Below are 13924 nucleotides of genomic sequence, written 5' to 3' on the forward strand. Positions count from 1 at the left end.
GGCGTTGGCGAAGCCTGCGCTTTGCGCTTACCTGAAAGGTCTCCCCACCCTTCGCGTGATAGTGTTGGTAAGTATATAGTTTGCCCCTACAGTGTTGTTGATTGCGAACCATATTATGGTGCTACTGCTGTTTTTTTGGGTAAATGATTTGGGTGGTGTATAATTGACGTTTAACTGAATGGATAGCCAAGCATTTCTCACCGAGTCAGCTTATAGTCATATCGATCGCACACCAGAACCGATGGAATGTGTGCAACGAATGGATGAAATCGGTGCTGGTAAATTTTGGCAATCGATCAAGTCTAGAATGGTGGAATTGCTAGATGTCAATTTAGGCGATCGCATTGTCGATATTGGCTGTGGAGCGGGGAATGATTCCTTAGTAGTTGCTCAGTTGGTTGGTAAACGTGGAAAAGTTGTTGGGGTTGATTTTAGCAACACCATGATTACAGAGGCAAAGAAGCGAGCGAAAGGATTAGGATTACCAGTTGAATATCATTTTGGAGATGCTGAAAATTTGCCATTTCCTGACAACAGCTTTGATGGTTGTCGAGCAGAACGTTTATTGCAGCATTTAGATAATCCCCAGCAAGCGATCGCGGAAATGGTGCGTGTTGCCAAGCCAGGAGCTAATATAGTGGCAGCTGAACCAGATTATGGAAGTATTACCATTAAGGGAAGCAAACCCGTCTTGACACGCAAATTGGTTCGCTGTCACTGTGAATATTTCCGTAGTCCTCGGATTGGGATGTTAATTTCTTTACTATTTGAGCGTTTGCAACTCGTAGATATTAATGTTGTTGTCATATCTTCGGTGGTCAAAAAAATTGGCGATCGCGGAGAAAAACAACTGATTAATAAATATATCAACCTTGCTATTACTAAAGGTATAGTATCAGAAATAGAGGGAAAAGGTTGGCTTGATGATTTAAAGCGGGCAGAGGTTGCTGGACGTTTTCAACATCAAACTACTATATTTCTTGTTAGTGGACGAAAACCAGCTTATTAGGGGATGAGGGCAGTTATGAGTAGGGAAAGCTTAAGGAAACAATAATGGAACCTCTCCCTGATTGTTGCTGTGCAAAAATCGTCCCTCCTGCCCTAAGAAGGGAGGGATAAGAGTAATATAAGGAAAATCGGAGGTTTTAAGCCTCTCCCCCAAGGGATAGGTCATATTTTATTGGTATGATTCGGTTTTAACATAATTTGAAAAGCTACAATTTAAGAGAATATTCTTTTTATAGTTCTATCTATTCTGTAATCTCTTGTTATGCTATTTGATGAAACTTACTTAATCAGACTTTCACAGGGACAATTGAAGATTCTGGAAAAGTGTCCACGTCAGTTTCAACATGCTTTTTTGGAACAACTTTATTCTCCCACAGACCCGCAACATGAAGAAAAACAACTTTTGGGAAGTCATTTCCACTTGTTGATGCAGCAGCGAGAAATTGGTTTACCGATTAATAGTTTTTTGGAAGCAGATGCACAGTTACACAGTTGGATGAAGGGATTTGCGGAAGTTGCACCAGAAATATTAGAACCTGCTGGTAATGAATCTTTTAAGGAAAGTGAACAGTACCGCACTTTGCAAGTCGAAAATTATTTATTGACGGTTATTTATGATTTATTGATTGCGGATAATCACCAAGCGCAAATCCTCGATTGGAAAACCTATCCTAAACCACCTAATAAACGCTCTCTAGAAAGAAACTGGCAAACACAACTTTATCTGTATATTTTGGCGGAAACTAGTCAGTATGCACCTGAAAATATTTCGATGACTTATTGGTTTGTTCAACCAGAAGGTAAGCCAGAAAATATTAAGTTTAGTTATAGTACTGCACAACATGAACAAACTAAGAAGAGATTAAATCAATTGTTGAGCAAATTAACACAATGGTTAGCTGAATATTATCAAGGTACAGAATTTTCGCAGGTTTCTGAAGGCAGTAAAGTCTGTGAATCTTGTCAGTTTGCTGTACGTTGCAATCGCATATACGCATTTGTCGATGAAACTTCTACAAATCATATTCCATCTTTAGGAGTGGATAGTACTTTACTCCACCTTGCTACGATTGAAGAAGTCAGTTTATAAGTAAGACATTCCGATTAAAAAATTATCCCAAAATTGTTTATTGTGGGATGGGTGTTGAGTAATATTTTATGCAGTTTGATGATAATGATGCGGTTTTTGTCCGTGAGTTGGGAATTGATGATATTGCCCCTATCTATCATTTGGGGGAAGAGTTATTTACGAATGAATTATATCCGTATTTATACAGAACTTGGGATGAGTGGGAGGTAATTGGTCTTTATAATACTGACCCTGAATATTGCCTGGTTGCGGAGATTGATGGGGAACTTGCGGGTTTTATTTTAGGCACAATTATTACTAAAGCTTCTTTAACTTATGGTTATATATTGTGGTTGGGAGTGAACCCCAAATGTCAGCGTCAGGGTGTTGCTGATAAGCTGGTTGATAAAGCGATCGCACGGATGATTGAGGATGGGGCAAGGTTTATGTTGGTGGATACCGATCCTGCTAATGTCCCAGCGATAAAGTTCTTTAGCCGTAAGGGTTTTGGGAATACCCGTGAACATGTGTTTTTATCGATGAATCTCAGCCAACACGAGCATTACGGTAGATTAATCGAGTATGAATTTCAAAAAGCCGAACGTGCTGGGTATCGTCGCTTTACTCAACGCAGTCGTCGCAATCCAAATATCCGTGCGGGAAAAGCTGATGCTGCTGCTAATGAGGTGATTCTCAATCCGCTTGTGAATGAATCTTCTAATTCTGATGAATGAATTTTAGATGTTGCTCATAGGTATAAGTTTAGCTCACGCAGAGGCGCGGAGAGGAAGAGTAATTGGAGAAGCTTACTTGTATTGGACTTGTTCACGGGTAATTTCTCGCTGCTACAATTTAACTAGTGATAGGAACATGTGTATTATTAATTTGATAAATATTTATTTTTAATATCCCCGATTAAATATGGAACAACAATGGAATTTAGTTGCAGCAGAACAACCTCCTGAGTGGTTTCTGGAAGCTGTGAAACGTCACACTCCCAATTCGCGGGGTTATTTTGCTGCACAGTTGTTATGGCAGCGTGGTATTCGTAACCCTGCACAACTAGAAGCTTTTGTCAATTTTAAAGTATATCAACCAGCTAACGCATTGGAGTTTGGGGAAGAAATGCGGTTGGCTGTGGCAAGGTTGGAAGTTGCCAGGGAAAAGAATGAAAAGGTGGCGATTTGGGGTGATTTCGATGCTGATGGGATTACTTCAACATCTGTGCTTTGGGATGGTTTAGGGCAGTTTTTCCCGCAAAATACCAGCTTGAGTTATTACATTCCCAATCGGATGACGGAATCCCACGGGTTGAATTTGCCAGGAATTGATAATTTAGCAAAACTGGGATGTAAGTTAATAGTTACTTGCGATACGGGTAGTACCAATATCGATGAAATTATTTACGCGAACAAATTGGGTATTGATGTTATTGTCACTGACCACCATACATTACCATCAGTTAGACCTCCTGTTGCGGCAATCATTAATCCTCGCTATTTAGCTAAGGAACATCCTTTGTATCATCTGAGCGGGGTAGCGGTAGCTTATAAGCTTGTAGAAGCGCTTTATGAAGCTTTACCGAATATTCCCCAAGAACCGCTTGAGGATTTACTTGATTTGGTTGCTGTTGGCTTAATTGCAGACTTGGTACAACTGAGTGGAGATTGCCGTTATTTAGCGCAACGGGGAATTCAACGTTTGCAGTCAGACTTCCAACAACCCCCGACATTACGTCGTCGTCCAGGATTGGGAAGACTATTAGAATTGTGCCAGAAAAGTGGCGATCGCCCAACTGATATTTCCTTTGGTTTGGGACCAAGAATTAATGCTGTGAGCCGTATCCAAGGTGACGCAAGGTTTTGTGTGGAATTACTTACTAGCCGCGATTTAGAGTTAGTTCATAAGCTGGCTGAGGAAGCCGAACTTGCTAATTCACGACGCAAGTCTTTACAGAAGGATATTGCCCAGCAAGTTAATTATAAGGTTTCTCAACTCGATTTATCAACCACTAGTGTCATCGTTTTAGCAGACCTACAATGGTCGGCTGGGGTTTTAGGGTTGGTTGCTGGTCAAGTAGCACAGGAGACAGGAAGACCCACAATTCTTTTAAGTACGGAACAATCCTTAGAGGAAAGAGAAGGGCAGGAAATGGGAATTTCTTCTTTGTCTTCCACAACTCCCCTTTTAGCTCGTGGTTCTGCGCGATCGATAAATTCTGTCGATTTGTATCAATTAGTGAAGGAACAAGCGCATTTATTACATAGGTTTGGGGGACATCCGTTTGCTGCTGGTTTGAGTATCCCTGTGGAGAATATTCCTATTTTTACCCAAGCAATTAATCAACAGTTGCGTCGCACATCTGGGGGTATATCACTTGTACCGACTGTGCAAGCGGATATTACGGTGAAGGTTGCAGATTTGGGGAAAGAATTATTTTTAGAGTTTAAATTGCTGGAACCTTGTGGGATGGGGAATCCTGCGCCAAAATTATTAATTCAAAATTGCTGGTTTGAGAATTCTTGGCATCGCAATCAACAGGATTCTAAAGGGAAAAAGATACAGTATATCAAAACTGAATTTAATATTTGCGATGAGTCAACAAAAAATCCTTTTCCGGGGATTTGGTGGGGACATTATAAGGAAGAGTTACCGATGGGAAGATGTGATTGTATTGCGGAAATTGATTTTAATAGTTTTAAAAAACGCTATGAAATTCGTTTGATTGCGGTGCGTTCTGCTCAGGGTTTAATAGATATAGATGAAAATAATTTTGATATTTTAAATAGCTTGTCTATAAATAATCAATTAAATAATAAATTTGCCTTGGATTGGCGAAATTTATCAGAATTTCCATCACTTCCCACTTCAATTCCCCCACTTTATCTAAATCAAATACCTACAAGTTGGGATGAAATCAGGATTTGGATTAAGCGATCGCATCACCAAAAGAAACCCCTAGCCCTAGCTTGGAAGAAACCGGAACATCAACCAGCACAAGAGATTTGGCGGAATTTAGCTGGTTTGGGAAAATATCTCGCACGTACTGAACAAGCTGTTACCCGTGTGCAGTTACGGGAGAAAATTGGTATTGGCGATCTAACTCTACATTTAGGTTTAAAAGTTTTACCTTATTTAGGGATAAGAGCAACATTACGTAATGATACAGTGACGACTCCGGAATATTGCTTGTTAGTTTTTATTGAAGATTCCGATTGCAAACCAAATTTTCAACAAGCAGAATTTTCACTTCAACAATTTCTGATTGCAGTCAAAGAAGAACAATTTCAACGCGATTATTTTGCTAAAGTTCCCCTATCAACCATTCTCGCAATGGCAACAAGATAAAGCAGTTTGCATTTTTATTGAATATAAAGAGACTTGACATCAGAGAGTATCCCCTGCAACTCCTCTTCTTGGCAAGATTTGCATCTCTACATTTTGCTAGGTTTTACTAGTGTACATTCATTTATCTGAAAATCTGCTGTAAATAAACCAAGACAAAATCAACACATTGTAAAAAAATTTCTATTTTAAAGAAACTCCAACATTTCTTTCACTGTTAAATTAATCAGTTTTCCACTCAGCTTCAGGAATATTGGCACCTATCATTATGTTACGCAAAGTTCCAATTGGTAAATTACGACCTTTGTGATATGCCACAATCACTTGAAGTTGACGATCGACATTTCGCCATTTACGATGACTACCTTTTTGAGAAACTAACTCAAATCCGTAGTCTTTTAAAATTCTCTCAACCTCATCCGCATTCATCCGTCGTGTACGAGTCATCCCACTGTTACCTCACGGGATATTGTCCCTAGTGGTAATTGAATTTGATCGGTTTCAAGATAAAGTTGAATAGCCTCGCGGATATTTTCTAAAGCTTCTTCTTCAGTTTCCCCTGCTGAGGTACAACCAGGTAACTCAGGACACCAAACAGCCCATTCACCTGTTTCTGGATCGGGTTCGAGAATTACTCGCCATTTCATATGATATTACCCTTTTAGTCTATTGATTATAGCTAAAAATAGCTATAAGTAATTTTAGGTGAGGAGAGGTAATAATTGCGATCGCACTGGTAAAACAAGCGGTTTTATTAACTCGAAATCAAAAAGATTTTGGAAAAATTACGAGTTTACAAATAGAAGACTGGACATAGTTTTTATTGTTGGGTCAATAAGTAATAATTTACAATACGATCGCAATTCCAAAATTATACACTCAACAATTCATTCAACTTATTCTTTAAATCTGAGGATGCTATTAGTGGTTTATAAACTTCTCCTTCGTAGGGTTTCCAAAGATACCCCAAGCGAAAAGGTCGAAAATACTCGGATGAAAAAGTATGATTCCAAACACTTTCAGCTATTACTAAACCAGGAAAACTTAAATTGGGTAATTCTTCTCGCAACTCATTATAAGTTCTAAACTCATCGACTTCTATTCCTACCAAAGCATAGCGAAAACTAGGAGACTCACGCAAATACTTATAAAGTAAGATACCAATTTCTGTCATTAAATAAGCACTTTCTGCTGTATCAACTCCAACTTCACTGATATTATTTGGATAAACCCGACACCACCAGTTTTCTTCAATATCTTGAAAAACATTTACTTGACACTGTGACTGAGTGCCATTGGAAAGAGTCAGTAAGATATTATCAAAATATTGTGCAAATTTTTCTGCGTCTTCTTGCTTGGAGCCACATTCAGCAGATAAACTAAATATCCATGCCATTACAGTTCTCCTATTTAAAGTATCGACCAGTTAAACCATTTCCCAATCTTCTTGGGTATTCATCAAAGCAGTTTCATACTTGTCTAAGAGCATTGTACTTCTTGGCATAATGCTAACGTGAGTAGAACTATCCTGTATTGCTTCAATATCTCCACAAATTTTGCTATCTTCAATTTGCCATAAAGAGTCTTTTCCTGTACCTCCAAATTTTGGGGGTTTGCGAAATGATGGCAAACTTTCAATAGAAAGTGAAGTGGACATTCCTTTTGTATTTCTAATGACAACCATCACAATTTCACTAGTAGATTGGCGTTCCAATTCTGGTAATAAATATCCTTCTTCATCTAACCAGCCTTCGGGTACTTGCTCAACATCAATATCAATACCTGGTCTAATTCCTAATAGTCTAGCGCTACGTCCTACTTTGGGTTTACTATTTTCCTCTGCCATTCCTCTATAGTAAAGTTTTACCATCTGTATTTTCTGTTGCTTTTAGATTGAAATAAATCACTACATTTCAACTTTTCCATTCTGTATATCTTTATCTTCTATAACCATTGCTTCCGTATGAGAGGGAGCAACTATTCGTATATTTAAATCTATGATTAAATTATTATTTTCAAGATTTATATTTGCCTTATTTACAATAATCTTTAAAGGCAAATTATCAGCATTATCAGCTTCAAAATATTTCTGTGTTTTATATCCTGCTTCTTCCAGCCATTCTGTAATATCTCTCCAGTTTTCTACATTTTCATCGGATTTATCTACCAGATTTTTAACATAGACATATAAAGTTTTACAGAGGTCAACACCAACACCTCTAGCACTTTTTTTTAATTTATCTGCAATCTCTACTGGACTAAAACCACAAAGTAACCCCTGCAAGTGCAACTTTTCTACTGGGGTGAGACGCTTTCCCTTTGCAGATGCTAAGTCTATATACAACGTTTCTAAGTCCCATTGCCTTGCTGCTTGGATGAATTGCTCGTTGCTAGAAGTCATTACAGGTCAGTTGTCAAAATTTTTCCTAATCATATCCTAGTTTTATTACTAGTGTTTGTTAGTTCCCGATTGTTAATAATCATTTATATAGTCTAAATATAGACATAGATAATTAGTTAAATGCGTTTTTATACGTAGATAATAAATTTAAAAAGTCTATTTACAACCAAATATCAACAAAATAGTTTTTGAGGTAATTACTTGCAATAGTAAGTTTATTAACTCAGTATAAAAAAGAAAACTTTTTTAAATCCCTCCAAGGAGTATCATCATGGTTTCATTTTACCCTGGGCAGAAAGCTAATGAGCTTGCGAAAGCTGCTCAAGAGCGATATGAATACGCTTTAAAACAATTAAAAATAGAGGAAGCAGAAACAAATAAGCTAGCAGAAGAATACGGAGAAATCCAACTTAATATAATAAGAGACACGATTAAGCGCTTTGTAGAATTTCTTGAGCGTACTGGTAGAAAAGCTTCCGAAAGTGAAAAGCGATTTTTAGAAGGAATGGACTTTTCCGTTCAGCAACTTAAAGAGTGTAAAGCTGCGGCAATAGGAGCAGAACAATATTTCATGGAAGGAGCTAAAGCTGCTGGTGCTGCTGCTGCTAGTTACGGTGGTGCGATCGGAGTTGCTACTTCCATAGGAGCAGCAAGTACCGGAACAGCAATTTCTAGCCTTAGTGGTGCAGCAGCTTGGAATGCTACCTTGGCATGGTTTGGTGGTGGAGCGATCGCGGCTGGTGGTGGTGGAATGGCTCTTGGTACTATCGTTTTAGGTGGTATTACAGTTCTTCCAGCTTTAGCAATTGGTGGCTTTTTTGCTGCTAGTGAAGGTGAAAAAGCAATGACAAAAGCACGTGAATATCAAGCTAAAGTTAACAAAGCAGTCACAGAAATAAATGCTACTAAAGATTATTCACAACAAGTTAAGCGACGCATCACTGAACTGAGAGAAATTTTTGAATCTCTTAATAATAGGGCAGTTTTAGGTCTTGATGAACTTGAATATATAGCGGTTCCAAAGCTGGTGAAGTACCTTTTCAATGCTATTAATCCTGGAAAAGAACACTCAGGTGTGCCGGAGTTCCTTAGGAAACGTCATAAAACTTTTGATCCCAAAAGAGATGCCGAACAATTTCAACAAGTAGCTCTCTTAATAAAGGGATTAGTAGAAATTTTGAAAACACCTATTTTAGATAATGAAGCTAAGTTGAACTTAGGCACAGTACCAATATTAGAAAAATATCGCACTCTACCAGGTAAATAAATATGAATGCAAAAAAAGTTCCTGTAGAAGTATTAAGTGTAGGTACAGATGCCTCTCAATCTTTACATACTATTGTTGAAGCTTATGCCGAATACAAAATAGTTGCAGAAGAAGAACGTACAAAAAGACGTGGTATTGAAGCTTGGGAAAAAACAACTGTCACTCAAATTGAAGCGCAGCGTGATGCTTTAATAAAGTATCTTGAGCTATCATTTGATGAACGTTCTCAAAACTTTCGCTTCTTATTTGAAAAAGTTGATAATGCGATCGCAAATCGTGATAACAACCAATTAAATGTAGTTCTGCATTCAATTACAGAAATTGCGAAGTCTAGTCCTTTTAAAGACCTTACTGACTTGGCATCAGTTAGAACTGCCCTTGATGACCCAGACCATAATTGGGAATTTTAATTTTACGTTCTTGTGACTAGCGTACTGTAATGTAGCCGAATTTTAGAGAGACGTGAGATATCACGTCTCTAGATTATTTTTTCAACTGCCCGACTAAATGAACTAATTCAGGTAAAATCAATTTTTCCATCGCTAAATGTACCGCATTACTTGAACCGGGAAGCGAGAAAATTAATTTATTCCCATATACCCCAGCAACCGCACGAGATGCGATCGCACGTGAACCAATTTCTTGATAACTTAAAAACCTAAATATTTCGCCAAACCCAGGTAATATCTTTTCTAATAATTTCTCAATTGCATCATAGGTTGTATCTCTCGGAGCAATTCCCGTACCACCATTGAGAATAATTACATCTACATCCACACGTTTTTTTAATATTTGTATTTCTGCTTCGATTTCAACAGGTTCATCTTTAATAATTGCGTAAGCAGGAATAACATGCTTAGAATTAACCAACAATTCACGAATTAATTGACCACTTTTATCTGTTTCAAATGTGCGTGTATCACTAATGGTAATAATTGCACAGTTAATTGTTCTTTCCGATGAATTTGGATGGGGAAGATAAGACATTAGGAGTTGAGAGTTAGGAGTTAAAAGTTATAAATTAGAAGTTAGAAGTTATAAAAATCAGGTCATTAACATTAATTAATATGCAAATTAAATGTTTGACAGCTTATTAATTTCTAACTCGATTGAGAAGGAATGAGGCTAACGGGTATTATTACAAAGGATTTAAAACTCTTAATTCATCACTTCCAACTCCTAACTCCTAACTAAACTAGGATTTACCAAATTCTAAGCCTTTTTCTTCTGCGTAACGTTCCATAAACCGCATAAACCTCTCCCATTCTTCCTCAGACTTCATAATTAGCAGAGCTTCTAAAGCATCTGCTTTCCCATTCACAAATTTTCCTTTGACTTCACGGGTAACAATTTCTCCCTCTTCGTCAATCAGATACATCCCCGTAATTTCTTCTGTACTGGTACTATCCAAAGCTCTGGGATTCTTGAAAATAAACGTAGCTGTTCCACTTTGCCCACTACGCGATCGCGTTAGACGTACATCGGGAGCAATTTCTTCAGTGATACCTTTAGAAAATTGAATATGAGCCATGATGAGTAATCTTTAATTTCCGTAACGCTTAAACTAATATTCTCTCATCAATTAGAACCAACAAATCTAACTTTTCTCAGAATATATTATCTAAGTAAAAACTCGAATCAATATAAATCAAAGGTATAAAAAATGCTATTAATTTGAAGTGTTTTATATTCTTAAACAGCTAAAAGTAATCTATATATAGGTTGTAGGACTCATTACTACTTACATTATTAAGTATTAAATACAAAAGAGCATCATTTGCGATCGCAATCTGCATGACTTTGCGAAATTTACTCTTCTCAACTCACGACCCACTTATACATAGAATACTAGCGATTTTGTTGTAATATTTATTCGTCTTGATGCTCACTTACGGACTCAGCTTTTGGCTCTAGCTCGAAATCAACACCTTCATATATATCATTTAGAGTAATTTCAACATCAATTGAGGAAAGCTGAATTACTTCATTCATATTTTCATATTCTCGTAATATCCACTCTTTCTCACCTGTTTTGATGTAATGTTCTACTGATATTTCGTATTGATTAATTAATAGATATTCTTGAAAATCGGGAATTGAACGATAATAGCGGAACTTTTCTGTATGGTCATATTGTTGGGTTGATTTTGATAATACTTCGACTATTAAACGTGGATTTGTGATTGTATCGGTACGATTTTCGTGTAAAACAGGTGTTCCTTGAATTATAAATACATCCGGATAAACATATCTTTGATAACGATTCATCCATACCCGTAAATCGCTGGCAAATAACTTATAATTTTTTCCACGTAATGTAAGCTTCAGGTAAGCACACAAATTAATAATAATAGAGTTGTGATTAATCGATCCACCTGTCATTGGTATAATTTCTCCATCATGGTACTCACTCCGAAACTCCGCTTTTTCTTCAAGTGCGAGGTATTCTTCAGAAGTATACTTTTTTTTCTGGGGTTGTAATATTGTTTGCATCTTCAAAAACTCACGATTTTGGATTCTACTGGATTTTTCTATATATACATATATTATGACGCGAGATTATAGCGCTTTTTCAAAAACAACCCGATATACAGGTTCACCTTTATTTTGAGTCCCAATTTCCCGTTCTGTTGGCACTTCCAAAGGGTTTTCTGCTAACCACTCACTACTACCTTGAATTTTAAATATAGGATTTTCAAAAAACCGCGATCGCATCTCATCAGCAACAAATTTTATATCAGATTGTAAAAAAACAATTCCTCCAGGTACAAGATATTCTGCTAATTCTGCGACTAATTCAGGTTGCACTACACGTCTTTTTGCGTGACGATTTTTAAACCAAGGATCGGGAAATTGGATCGAGACTCGCTGTAATAAACCTGCGGGGATTCCCGATAATATGGGTTGTAATGAATTATTCGCATTGCAGTATAAATAATGTAAATTTGTCAATCCTTGTTCATCACGTATTCTATTCGCATCAATTACTAATGTTTCACGAATTTCTAACCCCAAAAAATTCCAACTTGGTTCCAATTCTGCCATTTGTAGGGTAAATTTCCCCTTCGCACAACCAATATCTAAATGTAACGGTTGATTTAGTTTTGTATATATTTTTTCCCAGTCAACCGGGTTAATAGGTTTTTGATATTTATTTGCTAGTGGATTGACATGCTGACGAACTCGAACACGAACCATATTTGTATATTGGGTAATGAATGGGTAATGGGAATGGGACATTGGGCATTGGTATTTATTAATTCCTAACTCCTAACTCCTAACTCCTAACTTCTAAACTCCTAACTATTCAAAATAGTGCGATCGCCACTTTGAAATATTAGAGGTATACTTTGTGCAAAGCCCTTATTAAACAACAATCATAAAATTAACTTTTGTCCAATGACTCCGAACTTTCGATTTGCCGTAGTCAGTGACTTGCACATTGCACTTCCTCACACCATTTGGAACCATCCTAGCCGTTTTCATTTAGTAGAAGTCAGTATTCCAGCGTTTGAAAGCGTACTCGAACACTTAACACAACTCGATTTAGACTTTCTGCTACTTCCAGGAGATTTAACTCAACATGGAGAACCTGAAAATCATACTTGGTTACAACAACGTTTAGAAAAGCTGCCATTTCCAACTTATGTAATTCCTGGTAATCATGATGTACCAGTCATCGAAGCCGACAGTCAATCAATCGCATTCAAAGATTTTCCCCAATATTATCGCAAGTTCGGCTATGAAAATACTGAAAAACTCTATTATTCGTGCGAATTATTACCAGGAGTCAAGTTAATTGCGCTGAATTCCAATAGCTTTGACACACAAAAACAGCAAATTGGTCGTTTAGATGAAGAACAATTGCAATGGTTAGAACAAGTACTTAGTTCAGTAAAAAACGAATTAGTTTTAGTAACAATACATCATAATATCATCGAACACTTGCCTAATCAATCCCGTCATCCAATGGCAAGTCGATACATGCTGGAAAATGCACCTGTATTACTAGAAATATTGCAGCGTTTCGGAGTCAAACTAGTATTTACAGGACATTTACACGTTCAAGATATCGCCAATTTCAATGGTATATATGACATTACCACAGGCTCTTTAGTCAGCTACCCCCATCCATACCGGATATTTGAATATCATCAGAATCAATATGACAAGAGCAGATTACAAATTTTATCATATCGCGTCGAGTCAGTCCCCGAATACCCAAATTTGCAAGAATACTCCCGTCAATGGATGAGCGATCGCAGTTTTCCCTTCCTCGTCAAGTTGATGACATTACCACCATTAAATTTACCTACAGCAAAAGCCGAAGAATTAGCTCCCACTTTACGGGATTTTTGGGCAAATATCGCTGATGGAGACGCTGTATTTGATAACCCAAACTTCCCCAAAGAGGTTAATCATTACTTTCAAAAATATAGTGCAATTTCATCATCTGGAAGCCCTACATTAGTTGATAATAATATTTCACTCTTATTGTAGTGGCAAGTGAGAATATACCAATTATCCAGTTAAATTAAATAGTAGCGCCAACTTAAATATACATGTTTTATTACGTAGCTTGCTTTTCAAAGGGAATAAATGCGATCGCAAATACCGTAGGGGCAAACGGTTGTTTGCCCTAATTTATTTACCCTAATTTATTTGCCCGAATTCATATTGTATCCAAACAAGAATCACTAAATTATTTATATATACTAAAAACGGTTAAGGATTATACTTTTCATCTGCCAAACCTTATATTTATTAAGCCTCTCCCCTTAGTAAGGGGAGAGGTTGGAGAGGGGTTCTATATTAGTCAAATTTTAAGCCGTTT

At 37.2% G+C, this 13924-nt stretch carries 16 protein-coding genes; 7 read left to right on the forward strand and 9 right to left on the reverse strand.

Features of this window, described 5'->3' with window-relative positions; translation table 11 throughout:
* Window positions 1–178 precede the first annotated feature (178 nt).
* The 4 genes from CK510_RS14905 (at window position 179) to recJ (ending at window position 5425) form a co-directional block, all read left to right on the forward strand.
* The gene (locus tag CK510_RS14905) at window positions 179–1009 is read left to right on the forward strand and encodes a methyltransferase domain-containing protein (protein WP_095722453.1); all 831 of its coding nucleotides are present in this window, start codon (window positions 179–181) and stop codon (window positions 1007–1009) included.
* Between the two features lie 261 nt (window positions 1010–1270).
* Window positions 1271–2098, forward strand: coding sequence for a PD-(D/E)XK nuclease family protein (locus CK510_RS14910; RefSeq protein ID WP_095722454.1), 828 nt, complete (start codon window positions 1271–1273; stop codon window positions 2096–2098).
* Between the two features lie 68 nt (window positions 2099–2166).
* Window positions 2167–2811, forward strand: a complete 645-nt coding sequence (locus CK510_RS14915; protein WP_095722455.1) for a GNAT family N-acetyltransferase — start codon at window positions 2167–2169, stop codon at window positions 2809–2811.
* Between the two features lie 187 nt (window positions 2812–2998).
* Complete coding sequence (gene recJ, locus CK510_RS14920; protein ID WP_095722456.1) at window positions 2999–5425, forward strand: single-stranded-DNA-specific exonuclease RecJ; 2427 nt, start codon at window positions 2999–3001, stop codon at window positions 5423–5425.
* Window positions 5426–5644: 219 nt separating this feature from the next.
* On the opposite strand, the gene CK510_RS14925 is transcribed toward recJ, so the two are convergent.
* The 5 genes from CK510_RS14925 to CK510_RS14945 form a co-directional block, all read right to left on the reverse strand.
* Window positions 5645–5869, reverse strand: a complete 225-nt coding sequence (locus CK510_RS14925) for a type II toxin-antitoxin system HicA family toxin (protein ID WP_095722457.1) — start codon at window positions 5867–5869, stop codon at window positions 5645–5647.
* A complete protein-coding gene (locus tag CK510_RS14930; protein WP_095722458.1) occupies window positions 5866–6069 on the reverse strand; it encodes a type II toxin-antitoxin system HicB family antitoxin in 204 nt (67 codons plus the stop codon). Before CK510_RS14930 ends, CK510_RS14925 begins: the two co-directional genes overlap by 4 nt.
* A gap of 224 nt (window positions 6070–6293) precedes the next feature.
* Window positions 6294–6818 (reverse strand): hypothetical protein, encoded by a 525-nt coding sequence (locus CK510_RS14935; protein ID WP_095722459.1) that lies wholly within the window; start codon window positions 6816–6818, stop codon window positions 6294–6296.
* A 30-nt stretch (window positions 6819–6848) separates the two neighbouring features.
* Window positions 6849–7292 carry a Tse2 family ADP-ribosyltransferase toxin gene (locus CK510_RS14940; RefSeq protein ID WP_095722460.1) on the reverse strand — a complete coding sequence of 148 codons (444 nt, stop codon included), beginning with the start codon at window positions 7290–7292 and terminating at the stop codon, window positions 6849–6851.
* Window positions 7293–7328: 36 nt separating this feature from the next.
* Window positions 7329–7823, reverse strand: coding sequence for a helix-turn-helix domain containing protein (locus CK510_RS14945; protein WP_095722461.1), 495 nt, complete (start codon window positions 7821–7823; stop codon window positions 7329–7331).
* 271 nt (window positions 7824–8094) lie between these two features.
* Between CK510_RS14945 and CK510_RS14950 the strand changes: the two genes are divergently transcribed.
* Together CK510_RS14950 and CK510_RS14955 are read left to right on the forward strand one after the other, a co-directional pair.
* Window positions 8095–9090, forward strand: coding sequence for a hypothetical protein (locus tag CK510_RS14950; RefSeq protein WP_095722462.1), 996 nt, complete (start codon window positions 8095–8097; stop codon window positions 9088–9090).
* A 2-nt stretch (window positions 9091–9092) separates the two neighbouring features.
* The gene (locus CK510_RS14955) at window positions 9093–9500 is read left to right on the forward strand and encodes a hypothetical protein (protein ID WP_095722463.1); all 408 of its coding nucleotides are present in this window, start codon (window positions 9093–9095) and stop codon (window positions 9498–9500) included.
* A gap of 73 nt (window positions 9501–9573) precedes the next feature.
* On the opposite strand, the gene CK510_RS14960 is transcribed toward CK510_RS14955, so the two are convergent.
* From CK510_RS14960 to trmB, 4 genes are all read right to left on the reverse strand, one after another.
* On the reverse strand, window positions 9574–10077 hold the full coding sequence (locus CK510_RS14960; protein WP_095722464.1) for a MogA/MoaB family molybdenum cofactor biosynthesis protein: 504 nt from the start codon (window positions 10075–10077) through the stop codon (window positions 9574–9576).
* A gap of 208 nt (window positions 10078–10285) precedes the next feature.
* Window positions 10286–10621, reverse strand: a complete 336-nt coding sequence (gene psb28 / locus CK510_RS14965; protein WP_095722465.1) for a photosystem II reaction center protein Psb28 — start codon at window positions 10619–10621, stop codon at window positions 10286–10288.
* Window positions 10622–10959: 338 nt separating this feature from the next.
* Complete coding sequence (locus CK510_RS14970) at window positions 10960–11583, reverse strand: Uma2 family endonuclease (protein WP_095722466.1); 624 nt, start codon at window positions 11581–11583, stop codon at window positions 10960–10962.
* Window positions 11584–11649: 66 nt separating this feature from the next.
* Window positions 11650–12288: a tRNA (guanosine(46)-N7)-methyltransferase TrmB gene (gene trmB / locus CK510_RS14975; protein ID WP_095722468.1), complete on the reverse strand. Its 639-nt coding sequence runs from the start codon at window positions 12286–12288 to the stop codon at window positions 11650–11652.
* Window positions 12289–12489: 201 nt separating this feature from the next.
* Here trmB and CK510_RS14980 point away from each other — a divergent pair, with 201 nt between their 5' ends.
* On the forward strand, window positions 12490–13590 hold the full coding sequence (locus tag CK510_RS14980; RefSeq protein WP_095722467.1) for a metallophosphoesterase family protein: 1101 nt from the start codon (window positions 12490–12492) through the stop codon (window positions 13588–13590).
* Window positions 13591–13924: the final 334 nt, after the last annotated feature.

Origin of the sequence: Brunnivagina elsteri CCALA 953 (assembly GCF_002289455.1) — a bacterium.
GTDB classification, from domain to species: domain Bacteria; phylum Cyanobacteriota; class Cyanobacteriia; order Cyanobacteriales; family Nostocaceae; genus Brunnivagina; species Brunnivagina elsteri.